Origin of the sequence: Shigella dysenteriae, assembly GCF_022354085.1 — a bacterium.
In the GTDB taxonomy this organism is placed as follows: Bacteria; Pseudomonadota; Gammaproteobacteria; order Enterobacterales; family Enterobacteriaceae; genus Escherichia; species Escherichia coli.
In genome coordinates this window covers 3433514-3455438 of sequence record NZ_CP055055.1, presented here as the reverse complement: position 1 = coordinate 3455438, position 21925 = coordinate 3433514, and the positions used below count along the sequence as shown (strand labels likewise).

The following is a 21925-nucleotide window of genomic DNA, read 5'->3' as shown; positions in this document are numbered from 1 at the left end:
CTGGTACAGACAACAACAGAACAATTTACAGAGGTAAAAATGGCTATTGAACGTACTTTTTCCATTATCAAACCGAACGCGGTAGCAAAAAACGTCATTGGTAATATCTTTGCGCGCTTTGAAGCTGCAGGGTTCAAAATTGTCGGCACCAAAATGCTGCACCTGACCGTTGAACAGGCACGTGGCTTTTATGCTGAACACGATGGAAAACCGTTCTTTGATGGTCTGGTTGAATTCATGACCTCTGGCCCGATAGTGGTTTCCGTGCTGGAAGGTGAAAACGCCGTTCAGCGTCACCGCGATCTGCTGGGCGCGACCAATCCGGCAAACGCACTGGCCGGTACTCTGCGCGCTGATTACGCTGACAGCCTGACCGAAAACGGTACCCACGGTTCTGATTCCGTCGAATCTGCCGCTCGCGAAATCGCTTATTTCTTCGGCGAAGGCGAAGTGTGCCCGCGCACCCGTTAATAATTTCGTAAATGCCGCGTGCAAACGTGGCATCCGTGCGCCAGAATTTGTACAATGCAGCGCCCCCGGACGAGCAGCCGCTCACCGGGGCGTTTCTTTTTTCAACCCTCCAGGGGCCATAACGTGTAATAACGAGGCCGGAATAGCATATGTCTGAACAATTAGTCACACCTGAAAACGTCACCACCAAAGATGGAAAAATCAACCTGCTGGATCTCAACCGTCAGCAGATGCGGGAGTTTTTTAAAGATTTAGGTGAAAAACCCTTCCGCGCCGATCAGGTGATGAAGTGGATGTATCACTATTGCTGCGACAACTTTGATGAGATGACCGACATCAACAAAGTGTTGCGCGGCAAACTGAAAGAGGTGGCGGAGATCCGCGCACCGGAAGTGGTTGAAGAACAGCGTTCATCTGACGGCACCATTAAATGGGCGATCGCCGTAGGCGATCAGCGCGTCGAAACGGTGTATATCCCGGAAGACGACCGTGCCACGCTCTGCGTCTCTTCGCAGGTGGGGTGTGCGCTGGAGTGTAAATTCTGTTCCACCGCCCAGCAGGGCTTTAACCGCAACCTGCGGGTATCGGAAATTATCGGCCAGGTTTGGCGTGCGGCGAAAATCGTCGGCGCAGCAAAAGTCACCGGTCAGCGCCCAATCACTAACGTAGTGATGATGGGCATGGGCGAGCCGCTGCTCAACCTGAACAACGTCGTTCCGGCGATGGAAATCATGCTTGATGATTTCGGTTTTGGCCTGTCTAAACGTCGCGTGACGCTTTCCACTTCCGGTGTAGTTCCAGCGCTGGATAAACTGGGCGATATGATCGACGTTGCGCTGGCAATTTCCCTGCACGCGCCGAACGACGAAATTCGTGACGAAATTGTGCCGATCAACAAAAAGTACAATATCGAAACGTTCCTTGCTGCGGTGCGCCGTTATCTGGAGAAATCCAACGCCAATCAAGGCCGAGTCACTATTGAATACGTGATGCTTGACCACGTTAACGACGGCACTGAACACGCGCACCAACTGGCGGAACTGCTGAAAGATACGCCGTGTAAGATCAACCTGATCCCGTGGAACCCGTTCCCGGGCGCACCGTATGGACGCAGCTCGAACAGCCGTATCGACCGTTTCTCAAAAGTGCTGATGAGCTACGGTTTCACCACTATTGTGCGTAAAACGCGTGGTGATGATATCGATGCTGCCTGTGGTCAGTTGGCGGGCGATGTTATCGACCGTACGAAACGTACCCTGCGTAAACGGATGCAGGGTGAAGCCATCGACATTAAAGCGGTCTGATAGCCATTACGCCACGGTTACTTTATGTACCGTGGCGTAATGTTTTATGAATGAAGTATTAAGTTGCAATTGTCTGGTCAATATTAACGGTGCGTTTTTGCTGACTTTAAGGCAGTATGTAACGATGCAACAGTAAGTTAGCCTTAGTGAATGTGGACTTTGTCACGAGCACACAGACGGTCTTATACTGTATGATAACGGTTAACTTAACGGATGTTTCGCGGTGTGGGTGAGCATGATGGTTCACCGGCATCTCAATTCTCATTTAAACGTACCTGCAGCGAATGAATACTGAAGCCACGCACGACCAAAATGAAGCACTTACTACCGGCGCTCGCCTGCGTAATGCTCGCGAACAACTAGGACTTAGTCAGCAGGCCGTTGCCGAGCGACTTTGCCTGAAGGTTTCCACGGTACGCGACATTGAAGAAGATAAGGCACCCGCCGATCTTGCTTCAACATTCCTGCGCGGATATATCCGCTCTTATGCGCGTCTGGTACATATTCCAGAAGAAGAACTGCTGCCAGGGCTGGAAAAGCAGGCTCCACTACGGGCTGCAAAAGTTGCGCCGATGCAGAGTTTTTCCCTCGGTAAACGCCGCAAAAAACGCGACGGCTGGCTGATGACCTTCACCTGGCTGGTGTTGTTTGTGGTTATCGGCCTGAGCGGTGCCTGGTGGTGGCAAGACCACAAAGCTCAGCAGGAAGAGATCACCACTATGGCCGATCAATCTTCGGCGGAACTGAGCAGTAATAGCGAGCAGGGGCAGAGTGTTCCGTTAAATACGTCGACAACTACAGACCCGGCTACAACGTCCACGCCGCCAGCGTCTGTGGATACTACCGCAACCAACACGCAAACACCTGCCGTAACTGCGCCAGCACCAGCTGTTGATCCGCAACAGAATGCGGTTGTTTCGCCTTCGCAGGCAAATGTTGATACCGCCGCGACCCCGGCACCAACGGCAGCAACAACGCCAGATGGTGCTGCGCCGTTGCCAACCGATCAGGCTGGCGTGACCACGCCGGTGGCTGATCCGAATGCGCTGGTGATGAACTTTACTGCCGATTGCTGGCTGGAGGTCACTGATGCTACCGGTAAAAAATTGTTTAGCGGTATGCAGCGTAAAGACGGTAATTTGAACTTAACCGGCCAGGCACCATACAAACTGAAAATTGGTGCGCCAGCCGCAGTACAGATCCAGTATCAAGGGAAACCTGTCGATCTGAGTCGTTTTATCAGAACTAACCAGGTTGCGCGTCTGACCCTCAATGCCGAACAATCACCGGCGCAGTAACAGACGGGTAACGCGGGAGATTTTTCATGCATAACCAGGCTCCAATTCAACGTAGAAAATCAACACGTATTTACGTTGGGAATGTGCCGATTGGCGATGGTGCTCCCATCGCCGTACAGTCCATGACCAATACGCGTACGACAGATGTCGAAGCAACGGTCAATCAAATCAAGGCGCTGGAACGCGTTGGCGCTGATATCGTCCGTGTCTCCGTACCGACGATGGACGCGGCAGAAGCGTTCAAACTCATCAAACAGCAGGTTAACGTGCCGCTGGTGGCTGACATCCACTTCGACTATCGCATTGCGCTGAAAGTAGCGGAATACGGCGTCGATTGTCTGCGTATTAACCCTGGCAATATCGGTAATGAAGAGCGTATTCGCATGGTGGTTGACTGTGCGCGCGATAAAAACATTCCGATCCGTATTGGCGTTAACGCCGGATCGCTGGAAAAAGATCTGCAAGAAAAGTATGGCGAACCGACGCCGCAGGCGTTGCTGGAATCCGCCATGCGCCATGTTGATCATCTCGATCGCCTGAACTTCGATCAGTTCAAAGTCAGCGTGAAAGCGTCTGACGTCTTCCTCGCTGTTGAGTCTTATCGTTTGCTGGCAAAACAAATCGATCAGCCGCTGCATCTGGGGATCACCGAAGCGGGTGGCGCGCGCAGCGGGGCAGTAAAATCCGCCATTGGTTTAGGTCTGCTGCTGTCTGAAGGCATCGGCGACACGCTGCGCGTATCACTGGCGGCCGATCCGGTCGAAGAGATCAAAGTCGGTTTCGATATTTTGAAATCGCTTCGTATCCGTTCGCGAGGTATCAACTTCATCGCCTGTCCGACCTGTTCGCGTCAGGAATTTGATGTTATCGGTACAGTTAACGCGCTGGAGCAACGCCTGGAAGATATCATCACTCCGATGGACGTTTCGATTATTGGCTGCGTGGTGAATGGCCCGGGTGAGGCGCTGGTTTCTACACTCGGCGTCACCGGCGGCAACAAGAAAAGCGGTCTCTATGAAGATGGCGTGCGCAAAGACCGTCTGGACAACAACGATATGATCGACCAGCTGGAGGCACGCATTCGTGCGAAAGCCAGTCAGCTGGACGAAGCGCGTCGAATTGACGTTCAGCAGGTTGAAAAATAATAACGTGATGGGAAGCGCCTCGCTTCCCGTGTATGATTGAACCCGCATGGCTCCCGAAACATTGAGGGAAGCGTTGAGGGTTCATTTTTATATTCAGAAAGAGAATAAACGTGGCAAAAAACATTCAAGCCATTCGCGGCATGAACGATTACCTGCCTGGCGAAACGGCCATCTGGCAGCGCATTGAAGGCACACTGAAAAACGTGCTCGGCAGCTACGGTTACAGTGAAATCCGCTTGCCGATTGTAGAGCAGACCCCGCTATTCAAACGTGCGATTGGTGAAGTCACCGACGTGGTTGAAAAAGAGATGTACACCTTTGAGGATCGCAATGGCGACAGCCTGACTCTGCGCCCTGAAGGGACGGCGGGCTGTGTACGCGCCGGCATCGAGCATGGTCTTCTGTACAATCAGGAACAGCGTCTGTGGTATATCGGGCCGATGTTCCGTCACGAGCGTCCGCAGAAAGGGCGTTATCGTCAGTTCCATCAGTTGGGCTGCGAAGTTTTCGGTCTGCAAGGTCCGGATATCGACGCTGAACTGATTATGCTCACCGCCCGCTGGTGGCGCGCGCTGGGTATTTCCGAACACGTAACTCTTGAGCTGAATTCTATCGGTTCGCTGGAAGCACGCGCCAATTACCGCGATGCGCTGGTGGCATTCCTTGAGCAGCATAAAGAAAAGCTGGACGAAGACTGCAAACGCCGCATGTACACTAACCCGCTGCGCGTGCTGGATTCAAAAAATCCGGAAGTGCAGGCGCTTCTCAACGACGCTCCGGCATTAGGTGATTATCTGGACGAGGAATCTCGTGAGCATTTTGCCGGTCTGTGCAAACTGCTTGAGAGCGCGGGGATCGCTTACACCGTAAACCAGCGTCTGGTGCGTGGTCTGGATTACTACAACCGTACCGTTTTCGAGTGGGTGACTAACAGTCTCGGCTCCCAGGGCACCGTGTGTGCAGGCGGTCGTTATGACGGTCTTGTGGAACAACTGGGCGGCCGTGCAACACCGGCTGTCGGTTTTGCGATGGGCCTCGAACGTCTTGTATTGTTAGTACAGGCCGTTAATCCGGAATTTAAAGCCGATCCTGTTGTCGATATATACCTGGTGGCTTCAGGTGCTGATACACAATCTGCGGCTATGGCATTAGCTGAGCGTCTGCGTGATGAATTACCGGGCGTGAAATTGATGACCAACCACGGCGGCGGCAACTTTAAGAAACAGTTTGCCCGTGCTGATAAATGGGGTGCCCGCGTTGCTGTGGTGCTGGGTGAGTCTGAAGTGGCTAACGGCACAGCAGTAGTGAAGGATTTGCGCTCTGGTGAGCAAACGGCAGTTGCGCAGGATAGCGTAGCCGCGCATTTGCGCACGTTACTGGGTTAAGGAAGGAGAAGGACAGCGTGGAAATTTACGAGAACGAAAACGACCAGGTAGAAGCGGTTAAACGCTTTTTTGCTGAAAATGGCAAAGCACTGGCTGTTGGGGTGATTTTGGGCGTTGGCGCACTGATTGGCTGGCGCTACTGGAACAGCCATCAGGTTGATTCTGCACGCTCCGCTTCTCTTGCCTATCAAAATGCGGTTACCGCAGTGAGCGAAGGCAAACCGGATAGCATCCCGGCGGCGGAAAAATTTGCTGCTGAAAATAAAAATACTTATGGTGCGCTGGCTTCTTTGGAACTTGCGCAGCAATTTGTTGACAAAAATGAACTAGAGAAAGCTGCCGCCCAGTTACAACAGGGGCTGGCAGACACGAGCGATGAAAATCTCAAAGCCGTGATAAATCTGCGTCTTGCTCGCGTTCAGGTACAGCTCAAGCAGGCTGATGCCGCGCTGAAAACCCTTGATACCATCAAAGGTGAAGGGTGGGCTGCCATTGTTGCCGACCTGCGTGGTGAAGCATTGCTGAGCAAAGGTGATAAGCAAGGTGCGCGTAGTGCATGGGAAGCAGGCGTGAAAAGCGATGTTACTCCGGCACTGAGCGAAATGATGCAGATGAAAATTAATAATTTGTCCATCTGAGAGGGACCCGATGCAATTGCGTAAATTACTGCTGCCAGGACTGCTTTCCGTTACCCTTTTAAGCGGCTGTTCGCTGTTTAACAGCGAAGAAGATGTGGTAAAGATGTCCCCATTGCCAACCGTTGAAAACCAGTTTACGCCGACCACGGCGTGGAGCACTTCCGTTGGTAGCGGCATTGGCAACTTCTATTCCAATCTTCATCCGGCACTGGCGGACAACGTTGTCTATGCAGCGGACCGCGCTGGTTTAGTAAAAGCGCTGAATGCGGATGATGGCAAAGAAATCTGGTCTGTCAGCCTGGCCGAGAAAGATGGCTGGTTCTCTAAAGAGCCTGCATTACTTTCTGGCGGTGTGACCGTGTCTGGTGGGCATGTCTACATTGGCAGCGAAAAGGCGCAGGTTTACGCGCTGAATACCAGCGATGGTACTGTGGCATGGCAAACTAAAGTCGCGGGTGAAGCACTTTCGCGCCCGGTGGTCAGCGACGGTCTGGTGTTAATCCACACCAGTAACGGTCAGTTACAAGCGCTGAACGAAGCTGACGGCGCTGTCAAATGGACAGTTAACCTCGATATGCCTTCGCTCTCTTTGCGTGGCGAGTCTGCGCCGGCAACGGCTTTTGGTGCGGCCGTCGTGGGGGGCGATAATGGTCGCGTCAGCGCAGTGCTGATGGAACAGGGCCAGATGATTTGGCAGCAGCGTATTTCCCAGGCGACCGGTTCTACCGAAATTGACCGTCTGAGCGATGTTGACACGACTCCCGTCGTTGTTAACGGCGTTGTTTTCGCGCTGGCCTATAATGGTAACCTGACGGCGCTTGATCTGCGCAGTGGTCAGATTATGTGGAAACGCGAACTGGGTTCGGTGAATGATTTCATCGTCGACGGCAATCGCATCTATCTGGTCGATCAAAATGACCGGGTGATGGCGTTGACCATTGATGGCGGCGTTACGCTGTGGACACAAAGCGATCTGCTGCATCGCCTGCTGACTTCTCCGGTGCTGTATAATGGCAACCTAGTGGTCGGTGACAGTGAAGGTTATTTGCACTGGATTAACGTCGAAGATGGTCGTTTCGTTGCCCAGCAAAAAGTTGATAGTTCCGGTTTCCAGACTGAACCGGTTGCCGCTGACGGCAAACTGCTGATCCAGGCAAAAGACGGAACCGTGTACTCTATTACACGTTAATCGTCTCTGTCGTTCACTTTGAAAACGGCTCCTGGACAGGGGCCGTTTTCCTGTTTTTAACAACGACGCGAATATAGCGTGCGTTGTCTGATGATTTATAAAAATGAGGCTTTAAACATGGTACCTGTGGTCGCGCTTGTCGGGCGCCCTAACGTAGGAAAATCCACGTTATTTAACCGTCTAACTCGCACCCGAGATGCGCTGGTTGCGGATTTCCCGGGTCTGACTCGTGACCGTAAGTACGGTCGTGCGGAAATTGAAGGCCGTGAGTTTATCTGTATTGATACCGGCGGGATTGATGGCACAGAAGACGGTGTAGAAACCCGCATGGCGGAACAGTCGCTGCTGGCGATTGAAGAAGCGGACGTCGTACTGTTTATGGTGGATGCGCGCGCGGGCCTGATGCCGGCAGATGAAGCGATTGCCAAACATCTGCGCTCCCGTGAAAAACCGACCTTCCTGGTGGCAAACAAAACTGACGGTCTGGATCCCGATCAGGCAGTGGTTGATTTCTACTCGCTTGGTTTAGGTGAAATCTACCCGATCGCCGCGTCTCACGGTCGTGGCGTATTAAGTCTGCTGGAGCATGTGCTGCTGCCGTGGATGGAAGATCTCGCACCGCAAGAGGAAGTCGACGAAGACGCTGAATACTGGGCGCAATTTGAAGCGGAAGAGAACGGCGAAGAAGAAGAGGAAGACGACTTCGACCCGCAAAGTCTGCCGATCAAACTGGCGATTGTGGGTCGTCCGAACGTAGGTAAGTCTACACTCACTAACCGTATTCTTGGTGAAGAGCGCGTTGTTGTTTATGACATGCCTGGTACGACGCGTGACAGTATCTACATTCCAATGGAACGCGATGGACGTGAGTATGTGCTCATTGACACCGCTGGCGTACGTAAACGCGGCAAAATCACCGATGCTGTAGAGAAATTCTCCGTAATCAAAACGTTGCAGGCCATTGAAGACGCCAACGTGGTGATGTTGGTGATTGATGCGCGCGAAGGTATTTCCGATCAGGATCTCTCGCTGCTGGGCTTTATTCTCAATAGTGGGCGCTCACTTGTCATTGTGGTGAATAAGTGGGATGGCCTGAGCCAGGAAGTGAAAGAGCAGGTGAAAGAAACGCTGGACTTCCGTCTGGGCTTTATCGATTTTGCTCGTGTGCACTTTATCTCTGCCTTGCACGGCAGTGGTGTTGGTAACTTGTTTGAATCAGTACGTGAAGCGTATGACAGCTCCACCCGTCGTGTGGGGACCTCTATGCTGACGCGCATCATGACGATGGCTGTTGAAGATCACCAACCGCCGCTGGTACGCGGTCGTCGTGTGAAGCTGAAATATGCACACGCCGGTGGTTATAATCCGCCGATTGTGGTGATTCACGGTAATCAGGTGAAAGACCTGCCTGATTCCTACAAGCGTTACTTGATGAACTACTTCCGCAAATCGCTGAACGTAATGGGATCGCCGATTCGTATTCAGTTCAAAGAAGGGGAAAACCCGTATGCGAACAAGCGTAACACCCTGACGCCAACCCAGATGCGTAAACGTAAGCGTCTGATGAAGCACATCAAGAAAAATAAATAATTATCCGTAAGTATTTTATCTGCCATTCCCTCTATGAATGTAGAGGGGTGGCTACCGGAGGAATTCATATGGAACTGCATTGTCCACAATGTCAGCATGTGCTTGATCAGGATAACGGCCATGCGTATTGCCCATCCTGCGGGAAAGTTATTGAAATGAAAGCTCTTTGCCCGGACTGCCATCAACCGTTGCAGGTGTTAAAAGCCTGCGGTGCGGTAGATTACTTCTGTCAGCACGGGCATGGCTTGATATCGAAAAAACGCGTTGAATTCGTGCTGGCTTAATGAACCTTTTTACGCGATTTTTTTACCGGCTGGATGTTTTTTACTTCACTTTCTATCCAGCCGTCTTCCAGACGTGTGGTTAGCATTTCACCCGCTTTAACTTGCTTCACTTTTTTCAGTACATTGCCGTCAGTAGCAGTAGTAACGCTGTATCCACGCGCCAGCGTTGACAGTGGGCTTACGGCTTCGAGGTGCGTTACTGCATTACCGAAACGTTCACGCGTGGCGCTAAGCTGTGCGCGCAGGGTTTCTGCTAAACGATATTCCAGTTGCTGAATGCGCGTTTGCGCGCGATGAATCTTCGGCTGTGGATTTTGCTGATTCAGCCGCTGTGTTAATCGCTGCTGCTGTTGCCCGGCACGCTTAAGTTGATTTTCCAGCGCAAAGCTCATCCGTTTTTGCAGGCGTTCAAGCATGGTTTGCTGGCGTGCCAGCCGGAGCTGCGGATGCTGTTGCTGTAATCGGTGATGAATTTGCGTAAAGCGACGTGTGCGGTTGGCGAGATAATAATCCATCGCCATCTCCAGCCGTTGACGGGTCGATTGCACCTGGCGCAGTAACTCTTGCTGATTACGGCTCACCACTTCGGCGGCAGCCGACGGTGTTGGTGCACGCAGATCGGCAACAAAATCGGCAATGGTCACATCCGTCTCATGCCCGACGGCGCTGACGACCGGAATGCGGCTGGCAAAAATCGCCCGCGCTACGCGTTCGTCGTTAAAACTCCATAAATCTTCCAGCGAACCGCCGCCGCGCCCAACGATCAACACGTCGCACTCATTGCGCTGATTCGCCAGTTCAATGGCGCGAACAATTTGCCCCGGCGCGTCATCGCCCTGAACGGCGGTGGGGTAGATGATCACCGGCAGAGAAGGATCGCGACGTTTTAACACATGCAAAATATCATGTAGCGCAGCACCGGTTTTTGAGGTGATCACACCAACGCAATGCGCAGGGGAGGGAAGTGGTTTTTTGTATTGCAGATCGAACAATCCTTCAGCCTGCAACTTCGCTTTGAGCTGTTCGTACTTCTGTTGCAGCAGCCCTTCACCGGCCGGCTGCATACTCTCAACGATTATCTGGTAGTCGCCGCGCGGCTCGTAGAGCGTAATATTGGCGCGAACTAAAACTTGTTGCCCATGCTGTGGGCGGAAGGTCACCCGGCGGTTGCTGTTGCGGAACATCGCGCAGCGTACCTGGGCGGTGTCGTCTTTGAGTGTAAAGTACCAGTGACCGGAAGCCGGTTGTGTGAAATTAGAGATTTCGCCGCTGATCCAAACCTGTCCCATCTCATGCTCAAGCAGCAGACGAACCGTTTGATTCAGGCGACTAACGGTAAAAATTGCAGGGGATTGAGAAGGTAACATGTGAGCGAGATCAAATTCTAAATCAGCAGGTTATTCAGTCGATAGTAACCCGCCCTTCGGGGATAGCAAGCATTTTTTGCAAAAAGGGGTAGATGCAATCGGTTACGCTCTGTATAATGCCGCGGCAATATTTATTAACCACTCTGGTCGAGATATTGCCCATGCTACGTATCGCTAAAGAAGCTCTGACGTTTGACGACGTTCTCCTCGTTCCTGCTCATTCTACCGTTCTGCCGAATACTGCTGACCTCAGCACCCAGCTGACGAAAACTATTCGTCTGAATATCCCTATGCTTTCCGCAGCAATGGATACCGTAACGGAAGCGCGCCTGGCTATTGCTCTGGCTCAGGAAGGCGGTATCGGCTTTATCCACAAAAACATGTCCATTGAACGCCAGGCAGAAGAAGTTCGCCGTGTGAAAAAACACGAATCTGGTGTGGTGACTGATCCGCAGACTGTTCTGCCAACCACGACGCTGCGCGAAGTGAAAGAACTGACCGAGCGTAACGGTTTTGCGGGCTATCCGGTCGTTACCGAAGAAAACGAACTGGTGGGTATTATCACCGGTCGTGACGTGCGTTTTGTTACCGACCTGAACCAGCCGGTTAGCGTTTACATGACGCCGAAAGAGCGTCTGGTCACCGTGCGTGAAGGTGAAGCCCGTGAAGTGGTGCTGGCAAAAATGCACGAAAAACGCGTTGAAAAAGCGCTGGTGGTTGATGACGAATTCCACCTGATCGGCATGATCACCGTGAAAGATTTCCAGAAAGCGGAACGTAAACCGAACGCCTGTAAAGACGAGCAAGGCCGTCTGCGTGTTGGTGCTGCAGTTGGCGCAGGTGCGGGTAACGAAGAGCGTGTTGACGCGCTGGTTGCCGCTGGCGTTGACGTTCTGCTGATCGACTCCTCCCACGGTCACTCAGAAGGCGTTTTGCAGCGTATCCGTGAAACCCGTGCTAAATATCCGGATCTGCAAATCATCGGCGGCAACGTGGCAACAGCTGCAGGTGCACGCGCTCTGGCAGAAGCTGGTTGCAGCGCGGTTAAAGTCGGTATCGGCCCTGGTTCTATCTGTACGACTCGTATCGTTACTGGCGTAGGTGTTCCGCAGATCACTGCCGTTGCTGACGCAGTTGAAGCCCTGGAAGGCACCGGTATTCCGGTTATCGCAGATGGTGGTATTCGCTTCTCCGGCGACATCGCCAAAGCTATCGCCGCTGGCGCAAGCGCGGTGATGGTAGGTTCCATGCTGGCGGGTACTGAAGAATCTCCGGGTGAAATCGAACTCTACCAGGGCCGTTCTTACAAATCTTACCGTGGTATGGGTTCCCTGGGCGCGATGTCCAAAGGTTCCTCTGACCGTTATTTCCAGAGCGATAACGCTGCCGACAAACTGGTGCCGGAAGGTATCGAAGGTCGCGTAGCTTATAAAGGTCGCCTGAAAGAGATCATTCACCAGCAGATGGGCGGCCTGCGCTCCTGTATGGGTCTGACCGGCTGTGGTACTATCGACGAACTGCGTACTAAAGCGGAGTTTGTACGTATCAGCGGTGCGGGCATTCAGGAAAGCCACGTTCACGACGTGACCATTACTAAAGAGTCCCCGAACTACCGTCTGGGCTCCTGATTCTCTTCGCCCGACTTCATGTCGGGCGATTTATATTATCTGTTTCACTTGCCTCGGAATAAGCGTCAATGACGGAAAACATTCATAAGCATCGCATCCTCATTCTGGACTTCGGTTCTCAGTACACTCAACTGGTTGCGCGCCGCGTGCGTGAGCTGGGTGTTTACTGCGAACTGTGGGCGTGGGATGTGACAGAAGCACAAATTCGTGACTTCAATCCAAGCGGCATTATTCTTTCCGGCGGCCCGGAAAGTACTACTGAAGAAAACAGTCCGCGTGCGCCGCAGTATGTCTTTGAAGCAGGCGTACCGGTATTCGGCGTTTGCTATGGCATGCAGACCATGGCAATGCAGTTGGGCGGTCACGTTGAAGCCTCTAACGAACGTGAATTTGGCTACGCGCAGGTTGAAGTCGTAAACGACAGCGCACTGGTTCGCGGTATCGAAGATGCGCTGACCGCAGACGGTAAACCGCTGCTCGATGTCTGGATGAGCCACGGCGATAAAGTTACCGCTATCCCGTCCGACTTCGTCACCGTAGCCAGCACCGAAAGCTGCCCGTTTGCCATTATGGCTAACGAAGAAAAACGCTTCTATGGCGTACAGTTCCACCCGGAAGTGACTCACACCCGCCAGGGTATGCGCATGCTGGAGCGTTTTGTGCGTGATATCTGCCAGTGTGAAGCCCTGTGGACGCCAGCGAAAATTATCGACGATGCTGTAGCTCGCATCCGCGAGCAGGTAGGCGACGATAAAGTCATCCTCGGCCTCTCTGGTGGCGTGGATTCCTCCGTAACCGCAATGCTACTGCACCGCGCTATCGGTAAAAACCTGACTTGCGTATTCGTCGACAACGGCCTGCTGCGTCTCAACGAAGCAGAGCAGGTTCTGGATATGTTTGGCGATCACTTTGGTCTGAACATTGTTCACGTACCGGCAGAAGATCGCTTCCTGTCAGCGCTGGCTGGCGAAAACGATCCGGAAGCAAAACGTAAAATCATCGGGCGCGTTTTCGTTGAAGTATTCGATGAAGAAGCGCTGAAACTGGAAGACGTGAAGTGGCTGGCGCAGGGCACCATCTACCCTGACGTTATCGAATCTGCGGCGTCTGCAACCGGTAAAGCACACGTCATCAAATCTCACCACAACGTGGGCGGCCTGCCGAAAGAGATGAAGATGGGCCTGGTTGAACCGCTGAAAGAGCTGTTCAAAGACGAAGTGCGTAAGATTGGTCTGGAGCTGGGTCTACCGTACGACATGCTGTACCGTCACCCGTTCCCGGGACCAGGCCTTGGCGTTCGTGTTCTGGGTGAAGTGAAGAAAGAGTACTGTGACCTGCTGCGCCGTGCTGACGCCATCTTCATTGAAGAACTGCGTAAAGCGGACCTGTACGACAAAGTCAGCCAGGCGTTCACCGTCTTCCTGCCAGTACGTTCCGTTGGCGTAATGGGCGATGGTCGTAAGTATGACTGGGTTGTTTCTCTGCGTGCGGTCGAAACCATCGACTTTATGACCGCTCACTGGGCGCATCTGCCGTACGATTTCCTCGGTCGCGTTTCCAACCGCATTATCAATGAAGTGAACGGTATTTCCCGCGTGGTGTATGACATCAGCGGCAAGCCGCCAGCTACCATTGAGTGGGAATGATTTGACCCTGCACTATGAATGAACAAAACCCTCTGTTACTACAGAGGGTTTTTTATCTTCAAGAATCATAGGCTTGAAGTTAGTAACATCGATTAATTAAACCAGCTGTCCGATTTGTTCTCTTCTGCTTTGCCCACGCTTTTCATCAGATCGCGACCGCCTTCAGTCATATTTCTGTTGGCGTCAGCTTCAGATTGCACCACATCGGTTTGCGCAGCTTTGTGCTTCAGTTCCTGATCGATAAATTCGTTTTCTCGCTTAACGCGGGCTTCTTCTTTTGCCAGCGCCAGTTTTTGTTTCTGAATCTCTAAGCTGCGTAGCTCATCTTCATAACTTTGATCGCGTTTTTTGTCCGCAGTGGCTTCGGCGTCCAGTTTATCCTGACGAGCTTTCTTATTTGCCGCTGCCGTTGCCGCTCTTTTGTTAGCGGCAGCCTGGGCATTTGCGCGACGTTGCTTCTCTTGCTGGATTTCCCTGTTGCGCTCCGCGACCCATTCGTCATGCTGCCTTTGCTCTTCATTTTTACCTTGCTGTTCCGCTTCTGCGACAGCAGAGAGTTGATCCTGCAATGATGAGGCGATAGCCGGATAGCTTAAGGAGGCCAAGATGGCGCAAAGAAAAACTTTCTTCATGACTCCTCCTGATTACTAGCTCTTTTCAGGACATTTGGTGTTTGGCTGAATACGCGTTTCGTTATACGTTGTGGTAATAACAACGGCTAAACCTGTCGTAAACTGGCACTCTTTACCCACCTGGGTAGAGGTATACACTTTGGTGCCTTCCTTATAGGTTAAAGAAACACCTTCCACTAAGGTTTTATCATTCACCATAGAACCCGCTGCCGCGCCTACAGCTCCGCCGCCAACTGCACCTGCCGTCGTTCCGGAATTGCTGCCAGACCCGACGTTGTGGCCGATAACACCGCCAGCGACTGCGCCAATAAGCGCGCCGAAGGCTTGTGCGTTCCGTTTATTTTGGGAGTTGTCTACGGCAACTTTTGCGGGAAGAATGGAAATAATATTAACGGTTTTAGTTTCTTGTTTGGTATTCAGTTGATCGGTTTGATAAACATCGGCGGCATGATCGTCAGCATTTGACTGGCATCCTGCAAGAGTGAATGACGCTAACATTGCCACAGGCAGAAGACATTTTTTAAATTTCATCACTATTCCTTGTTATACACATTACGAAAAATAAGACATTTAAGATCATCAAAAGAGGAAAGTAAATGTATTGCGTATAAAGGGATAGATTAAATTTATTAAAATTCACGCAGGGAATAATTTATAAAAATATATCATTACAACATATATATTAATTTTATATTTATTTCGCAGCCAAACAGGATAAACATCAGTCAGGACAAAGACGTAAAATTTAAGATGAAAGAATATCTGCCGCTTTGATAATCCCAAAGAGCAAAAGCATCCGACAGCGAAGTGCCGTTATGTTCTGTGAAAGTGGAGAAGGTAACCGCTAACGTTGTACCGGTGATTCGACGGAGAGTGTGGATTGCTGAGCTTCTTTTTTGCTCTGATGGTGCTGCCAGGCACCGACGGACGAGTAGATAAAACGGCCAAAGAAGAAGATAAAGCTGATGAGCAGTACGATACGGGTCATGCGACTGTTAAATCGGTGTCGTTTTCGCATACTGGTTGCCTGACTCACAAAAGGTTCCTTGAAGTATGTCCCACGCTGTGGACGGTACTTACATTAAGGCACAACAGGACAAAATGGTCAATTCTTCGTTATGTAAAAAAGCGTCAGTGGATACATATTTTAATGTTATGGAAGTTAATTTAATTATTTACAATGATGATGTAATAATGATGAATTAACATGATAAACGTAATAATTCATTAATCAGGGTTATTTTGTTTGATATATATCAATTGGAACTTTCATATGACACTTAGAATCAATGCTCTCTATAGTGATGAATAATCATCATTCGAAGTCAGGTGGGATGCCTGTCTGAATACACCTCCTTCAGGATGTGGGGGATTCTGCTGAGCATCTATGAAACTGAATGCAACTTATATAAAAATACGTGATAAATGGTGGGGGCTTCCGCTGTTCCTGCCTTCTTTAATCTTGCCCATTTTCGCCCACATTAATACTTTCGCGCATATTTCTTCCGGTGAGGTTTTTCTCTTTTATCTGCCTTTGGCACTGATGATCAGCATGATGATGTTTTTCAGCTGGGCGGCATTGCCAGGGATCGCCTTAGGGATTTTTGTCCGCAAATATGCAGAGCTGGGTTTTTACGAAACGCTCTCATTAACGGCTAATTTTATTATCATTATCATTCTCTGTTGGGGCGGTTACAGGGTCTTTACTCCCCGGCGTAACAACGTTTCACATGGTGATACCCGTTTAATTTCCCAGCGTATATTCTGGCAGATTGTGTTTCCTGCAACGCTGTTTCTGATACTTTTCCAGTTTGCTGCGTTTGTAGGATTACTGGCGAGCAGAGAAAATCTGGTCGGCGTCATGCCTTTTAACCTCGGGACCTTAATCAATTATCAGGCCTTACTGGTGGGCAATCTGATTGGTGTCCCGCTGTGCTACTTCATCATTCGGGTAGTTCGAAATCCGTTTTATTTACGTAGTTATTATTCGCAATTAAAACAGCAGGTTGATGTCAAAGTCACCAAAAAAGAGTTCGCACTCTGGCTACTGGCATTAGGTGCTTTACTGTTGCTGTTATGCATGCCGTTAAATGAAAAAAGCACAATTTTTAGCACCAATTATACCTTGTCATTATTGCTGCCCCTGATGATGTGGGGAGCGATGCGCTATGGTTATAAGCTGATTTCACTGCTCTGGGCGGTCGTGTTGATGATCAGCATCCACAGCTATCAAAATTACATTCCCATTTATCCTGGCTATACCACGCAGCTGACCATAACCTCCTCAAGTTATCTGGTATTCTCTTTTATTGTCAATTATATGGCTGTACTGGCAACCCGTCAGAGAGCGGTAGTCAGACGCATTCAACGGCTTGCGTATGTGGACCCGGTGGTTCATCTGCCAAATGTTCGCGCCCTGAATCGCGCGTTGCGTGATGCCCCCTGGTCTGCGCTTTGTTATTTACGCATCCCTGGCATGGAAATGCTGGTTAAAAACTATGGCATCATGCTGCGGATTCAATACAAGCAAAAACTTTCTCACTGGCTGTCACCATTGCTGGAACCGGGTGAAGATGTTTATCAGCTTTCGGGTAACGATCTCGCGCTGCGACTGAATACAGAATCGCACCAGGAGCGCATTGCCGCACTGGATAGCCATCTCAAGCAATTTCGTTTCTTTTGGGATGGCATGCCGATGCAACCGCAGATTGGCGTCAGTTACTGCTATGTGCGCTCGCCAGTGAATCATATCTACCTGCTGCTGGGAGAGCTAAATACGGTCGCCGAACTTTCCATCGTGACCAACGCCCCGGAAAATATGCAGCGTCGCGGGGCAATGTATTTGCAACGCGAATTGAAAGATAAAGTCGCGATGATGAATCGACTACAGCAGGCGCTGGAACACAACCATTTTTTCCTGATGGCCCAGCCGATTACCGGTATGCGTGGTGATGTTTACCATGAAATTCTTCTGCGCATGAAAGGTGAGAATGATGAACTGATCGGCCCCGATAGCTTCTTGCCGGTCGCGCACGAATTTGGTTTATCGTCGAGTATCGACATGTGGGTCATTGAGCATACGCTGCAATTTATGGCTGAAAACAGAGCGAAGATGCCCGCTCACCGTTTTGCTATTAATCTGTCTCCAACCTCGGTATGTCAGGCTCGTTTTCCTGTTGAAGTCAGTCAGTTGCTGGATAAATATCAGATTGAAGCGTGGCAACTTATTTTTGAAGTCACCGAAAGTAATGCTCTGACCAATGTTAAGCAGGCGCAAATCACCTTGCAGCATCTTCAGGAATTAGGCTGCCAGATTGCGATTGATGATTTCGGCACCGGCTACGCCAGCTATGCGCGGCTTAAAAATGTGAATGCCGATCTGCTTAAAATTGACGGCAGTTTTATCCGCAATATTGTGTCAAATAGTCTGGATTATCAGATAGTGGCATCGATTTGCCACCTGGCGCGAATGAAGAAAATGCGGGTAGTGGCAGAGTACGTTGAAAACGAAGAGATCCGCGAGGCGGTGCTCTCTTTGGGGATCGATTATATGCAGGGTTATCTTATTGGTAAGCCGCAACCGTTAATTGATACGCTGAATGAAATCGAACCCATTCGCGAAAGTGCCTGAATAATGCGGGCCGACATTTCTCGTCGGCCCGCAAAGCATTAAGCGGCGATTTCAGGTGTACTTTCTTCTTCAATTTTCAACCGCCAGCCAGCCACGCCTTCCCAGTATTCTTGCTCCTTTTCCAGATCAAGCAGTACCAGCGCATTCTGACTAAACCAGTCATGCGGGAAACGCAGTGTCCAGTGACTGTCATCAGTAATCAGTGTCAATGTTGGCGGTGTGGTGGTTGCCTGACGTTGATTGTTGAGTAATACGCCAAGGCGCAATAGCTGAATCAGTGGCAGGAACTGTTTCTTCTTAAACAAGGTAAAGCGCGGCAGATCGTCGAGTTTAATCGCTTTACGGTGATAGCGCACCAGTGTCGCCATCATCAGCTGCTGTTCCTGATTAAAACCCGGCAAGTCACTGTTTTGCAGAATATAAGCGGAGTGGCGATGCAAACCGCTGTGGTTGATATTCAACCCGACCTCATGCAGCATGGCGGCCCATCGCAGTAGCGCCTCCAGTTGCGGATGCGCCAGCTTCGGTTGCTGTTCCCGCCACTGTTCGTACATTTGCATAGTGGTATCCAGCACTCGTCGGGCCTGTTCGCTGTCGATGTGATACTGGTTGGCGAGGCTGCTGGCGGTGCGACTACGCACATCCTGATGACGGAAACGTCCTTCCATTTCATACAGTACGCCTTCGCGTAACGCCCCGTCAGAAAGGCGCAGTTCACGGATGGCTAAAGCATCAAACACACCGCATAAAATCGCCAGTCCCGGAACGAAGACTGTTTTCCGCTCTTCGGAAAGACCTGGTAAACTCAGCGATGCGAAATTACGGTGCCGTAAAACTTCTTTTACCAGTTTTTCCAGACGTTCCGGGGTAATTATCCCGTCTTTCTCACCCAATTCCATTAACACTTCATGGGCGGCTTTTATGGTACCGGAAGCGCCCATTGCCACGTTCCAGCCTTGAATTCGAAATTGCCAGGTTAAAGTTTCCAGTTTTTGTGCTGCCGCCATGCGAGCACGCTGAAAATTCTCTTTATTGATGACTCCGCCAGGGAAATAAAGCTGGGCAAAGCTGACACACCCCATCCGGCGGCTTTCAACGAGAATCGGTTCGAAATTTTCACCAATCACCAGTTCTGTAGAACCGCCGCCAATATCAATAACCAGTTTGCGACCTTTTTCCGGTTGGGTATGTTCCACGCCCATAAAAATCAGACGGGCTTCTTCATTACCGGAAATAATTTCAATCGGGTAGGGAATGACCTTTTCCGCACGTTTCAGAAAGTCAGTGGCGTTCAGCGCCTGACGCAGCGTATGGGTACCAACTATACAGACGCTGGCAGGAGAAAACCCTTGTAGCCGTTCGGCAAACAGCGACAGACAGTTCAAACCGCGCGTCATTGCCTCTTCACTCAACATATTATCTGGCCCCAGGCCGTCCGCCAGATGCACCCGCTGTTTCAGGCGGCCAATAATCTGCATGGCACCATCTACCACACGGGCTATGACCATGTGAAAACTGTTTGAACCAAGATCGACCGCAGCAAACTCCTGCGGACGAGGGGATTTATCGTGTATTGGCATAGGGTTATTCAGGTTGTTCGAGTGATTTGATGTAGTCATAAATCGCCAACTGCGCCCGTACTTTGCGGCGATTGCCGCGGGGAACGTAGCGATTACTGAGTTCTTTATCGATATAACGTGCTTTGACCGTATCGCTGAACAATATGTCGATGATGTCCAGCACCCGCTGCTTCAGGCGCGGATCGAGCAGCGGCGTCGCCACTTCAATACGATAATCAATATTGCGCGTCATCCAGTCGGCAGAAGAAAGGTAGACCTTTTTATCGCCGCCATTTTCAAAAATATAAACCCGGTCATGTTCAAGGTAACGGTCAACAATACTGATGGCACGAATGTTGTCGCTAATGCCTTCCAGATTGGGGATCAGCGAACACATTCCGCGAACCAGCAGATTAACCGGTACGCCGGAGCTGGAGGCCGCATACAGACGATCAACCAGGCCTTTATCGACAAGGTTATTTAGCTTCAGGGTGATACCACTGGGCAACCCTTGCTGCGCGTTGGCGATCTCGCGGTCCACCATTTCATATAACAGACGGCGAGAGTTTTGCGGTGACACCATTAAATAATCAAATGTCACCGGACGGTATGGGTTTTCAATAAAGTTGAACACCCGCCGTACTTCGTTAGTGATGCGCGCATCGGCGGTCAGCAACGAATAGTCAGTATAAAGACGCGCGGTTTTTTCGTTAAAGTTTCCGGTCCCGATGTGTGCGTAACGCACCACTTCACCGTTTTCTTTACGTGAAATCAGGAACAGTTTGGCGTGAATTTTCAGCCCCGGCGCAGAGAAGATAACGTGCACGCCTGCTTCGGTCAGGCGCTTCGCCCAGTGAATGTTTGCTTCTTCGTCGAAACGCGCCTGTAACTCAACCACCACGGTGACTTTCTTACCGTTGTGTGCGGCGTGGATCATCGAGTCGATGATGCGTGAATCTTTCGCCACGCGGTAAATGTTAATTTTAATCGCCAGTACGCTCGGGTCGAACGAAGCCTGACGCAGCAGTTCCAGCACATGCTCAAAGGTGTGATAAGGATAATAGAGCAACACATCGCGTTCGCGAATGGCATCAAAACCATTGCGGAACTGGGCTTTATCAAACCAAATATGGCGTAAACGCGGCAGTGGTTTGTTCACCAGATTGGCTTTGCCGACATTGGGGAAATTAATAAAGTCTTTAAAATTATGATAACGACCGCCGGGGACGATGGAGTCGTAGCGGGAAATAGTTAGTTTTTCGCGTAAAACTTCAACCAGTGCATTGGGCATATCGCGCTGATAAACAAAACGCACCGGCTCAGCAGTTAAACGCTGCTTGAGACTGGAAGACATCAACTCCATCAGGCTGGCTTCCATCTCATGCACTAAATCGTATTCGGCATCGCGGGTCATCTTCATTGAATAGGCATTCAGCGCGTCATAATCAAAGAAGCCTTTGAAAATATCATCGAGGCAGTAACGCAGAATGTTATCCAGAAGAATCATCGGTTTGCGTCGACGCGGCGCTTCTGGCGGTAAATTCACAAAGCGTGGCACTTTATCTGATGGGATCTCCAGCAGCGCGTAACGGATGGTATCGCCACGGATAATTTCCACCGCCAGATAGGTGTAATCATCTTTCAGGAACTGCACTAAGTCAGTGTCAGGATTGATTAAAATCGGCGTAATGTGCTGACGCAGATACTGCTTAAAATAATGACGCAGCCAGTTTTGTTGATTGACGGAGAGCTGGCGTTCATTAATCAGGAAGATCTGGTTGCGCGCCATCTCCAGCAATAGCTCGTTGTAGAGGCCGTCGAATTCCTGATCGGCTTTCAGCACCCGGGACTGAATTTTGCCCAGTAAATGGCGGGAATGAGAGTTGGAGCCTTGTTCTTCGCTAATAATGATGCGTCGCTTCAGTTCAGCGAAGCGGACTTTATAGAACTCATCAAGGTTATTGGAATAGATCCCCAGGAAACGCATCCTTTCAATCAGCGGGTTAGATTTGTCCGCCGCTTCCTGAAGCACGCGTTCATTGAACGATAACCAACTGAGCTCTTTTTCGATGTATAGCTTTTCCTGACCCATTACCACTTTTACTCCGTTTTATTCACGGGACACTGCCTGGATATTATGGCGAGCAATATTGGCAGA

Annotated in this window: 19 protein-coding genes; 13 read left to right on the top strand and 6 right to left on the bottom strand. The window is 50.6% G+C overall.

Translation table 11 applies throughout. The features are described from left to right. The first annotated feature begins 39 nt into the window (after positions 1–39). The 9 genes from ndk to HUZ68_RS16490 all read left to right on the top strand — a co-directional run bounded on the left by ndk (position 40) and on the right by HUZ68_RS16490 (position 9304). Positions 40–471, top strand: coding sequence for a nucleoside-diphosphate kinase (ndk, locus tag HUZ68_RS16530; RefSeq protein ID WP_000963837.1), 432 nt, complete (start codon positions 40–42; stop codon positions 469–471). Positions 472–620: 149 nt separating this feature from the next. Beyond that, positions 621–1775, top strand: coding sequence for a bifunctional tRNA (adenosine(37)-C2)-methyltransferase TrmG/ribosomal RNA large subunit methyltransferase RlmN (locus tag HUZ68_RS16525; RefSeq protein WP_000003317.1), 1155 nt, complete (start codon positions 621–623; stop codon positions 1773–1775). 284 nt (positions 1776–2059) lie between these two features. Continuing rightward, positions 2060–3073, top strand: a complete 1014-nt coding sequence (gene rodZ, locus HUZ68_RS16520) for a cytoskeleton protein RodZ (protein ID WP_001090844.1) — start codon at positions 2060–2062, stop codon at positions 3071–3073. 26 nt (positions 3074–3099) lie between these two features. Then, a complete protein-coding gene (gene ispG / locus HUZ68_RS16515; protein WP_000551807.1) occupies positions 3100–4218 on the top strand; it encodes a flavodoxin-dependent (E)-4-hydroxy-3-methylbut-2-enyl-diphosphate synthase in 1119 nt (372 codons plus the stop codon). 110 nt (positions 4219–4328) lie between these two features. Further along, positions 4329–5603: a histidine--tRNA ligase gene (gene hisS, locus HUZ68_RS16510; RefSeq protein WP_001107167.1), complete on the top strand. Its 1275-nt coding sequence runs from the start codon at positions 4329–4331 to the stop codon at positions 5601–5603. A gap of 17 nt (positions 5604–5620) precedes the next feature. Further along, positions 5621–6241 (top strand): ancillary SecYEG translocon subunit YfgM, encoded by a 621-nt coding sequence (gene yfgM / locus HUZ68_RS16505; RefSeq protein ID WP_000409205.1) that lies wholly within the window; start codon positions 5621–5623, stop codon positions 6239–6241. Between the two features lie 10 nt (positions 6242–6251). Then, a complete protein-coding gene (bamB, locus tag HUZ68_RS16500; RefSeq protein ID WP_001177048.1) occupies positions 6252–7430 on the top strand; it encodes an outer membrane protein assembly factor BamB in 1179 nt (392 codons plus the stop codon). 117 nt (positions 7431–7547) lie between these two features. After that, positions 7548–9020, top strand: a complete 1473-nt coding sequence (der, locus tag HUZ68_RS16495; protein ID WP_033815567.1) for a ribosome biogenesis GTPase Der — start codon at positions 7548–7550, stop codon at positions 9018–9020. A 68-nt stretch (positions 9021–9088) separates the two neighbouring features. Continuing rightward, entirely contained in the window at positions 9089–9304 is a 216-nt protein-coding gene (locus HUZ68_RS16490; protein ID WP_001301444.1) for a zinc ribbon domain-containing protein, read from the top strand. Here the strand turns inward: HUZ68_RS16490 and xseA are convergent. After that, positions 9301–10671, bottom strand: coding sequence for an exodeoxyribonuclease VII large subunit (xseA, locus tag HUZ68_RS16485; protein ID WP_000937891.1), 1371 nt, complete (start codon positions 10669–10671; stop codon positions 9301–9303). The genes HUZ68_RS16490 and xseA overlap by 4 nt on opposite strands. Before the next feature lie 161 nt (positions 10672–10832). On the opposite strand from xseA, the gene guaB reads away from it, so the two are divergent. Next, positions 10833–12299 carry an IMP dehydrogenase gene (guaB, locus tag HUZ68_RS16480; protein ID WP_001299507.1) on the top strand — a complete coding sequence of 489 codons (1467 nt, stop codon included), beginning with the start codon at positions 10833–10835 and terminating at the stop codon, positions 12297–12299. A 68-nt stretch (positions 12300–12367) separates the two neighbouring features. Beyond that, positions 12368–13945, top strand: coding sequence for a glutamine-hydrolyzing GMP synthase (guaA, locus tag HUZ68_RS16475; protein ID WP_000138282.1), 1578 nt, complete (start codon positions 12368–12370; stop codon positions 13943–13945). Positions 13946–14037: 92 nt separating this feature from the next. Here guaA and HUZ68_RS16470 read toward each other — a convergent pair whose 3' ends face one another. The 3 genes from HUZ68_RS16470 to HUZ68_RS16460 form a co-directional block, all read right to left on the bottom strand. Then, the gene (locus tag HUZ68_RS16470) at positions 14038–14577 is read right to left on the bottom strand and encodes a DUF5384 family protein (protein WP_000755178.1); all 540 of its coding nucleotides are present in this window, start codon (positions 14575–14577) and stop codon (positions 14038–14040) included. A 15-nt stretch (positions 14578–14592) separates the two neighbouring features. Further along, on the bottom strand, positions 14593–15111 hold the full coding sequence (locus HUZ68_RS16465) for an outer membrane lipoprotein (RefSeq protein WP_001295476.1): 519 nt from the start codon (positions 15109–15111) through the stop codon (positions 14593–14595). Between the two features lie 310 nt (positions 15112–15421). Beyond that, complete coding sequence (locus HUZ68_RS16460; RefSeq protein ID WP_000076001.1) at positions 15422–15613, bottom strand: YfgG family protein; 192 nt, start codon at positions 15611–15613, stop codon at positions 15422–15424. Positions 15614–15630: 17 nt separating this feature from the next. Between HUZ68_RS16460 and HUZ68_RS16455 the strand changes: the two genes are divergently transcribed. Further along, positions 15631–15783, top strand: coding sequence for a hypothetical protein (locus HUZ68_RS16455; RefSeq protein WP_000017552.1), 153 nt, complete (start codon positions 15631–15633; stop codon positions 15781–15783). Between the two features lie 181 nt (positions 15784–15964). Then, a complete protein-coding gene (pdeF, locus tag HUZ68_RS16450) occupies positions 15965–18208 on the top strand; it encodes a cyclic-guanylate-specific phosphodiesterase PdeF (protein ID WP_072686104.1) in 2244 nt (747 codons plus the stop codon). 38 nt (positions 18209–18246) lie between these two features. Here pdeF and ppx read toward each other — a convergent pair whose 3' ends face one another. Both ppx and ppk1 read right to left on the bottom strand, forming a co-directional pair. Continuing rightward, a complete protein-coding gene (gene ppx, locus HUZ68_RS16445) occupies positions 18247–19788 on the bottom strand; it encodes an exopolyphosphatase (RefSeq protein WP_001121351.1) in 1542 nt (513 codons plus the stop codon). A gap of 4 nt (positions 19789–19792) precedes the next feature. Further along, positions 19793–21859: a polyphosphate kinase 1 gene (gene ppk1, locus HUZ68_RS16440; RefSeq protein ID WP_000529576.1), complete on the bottom strand. Its 2067-nt coding sequence runs from the start codon at positions 21857–21859 to the stop codon at positions 19793–19795. Positions 21860–21925: the final 66 nt, after the last annotated feature.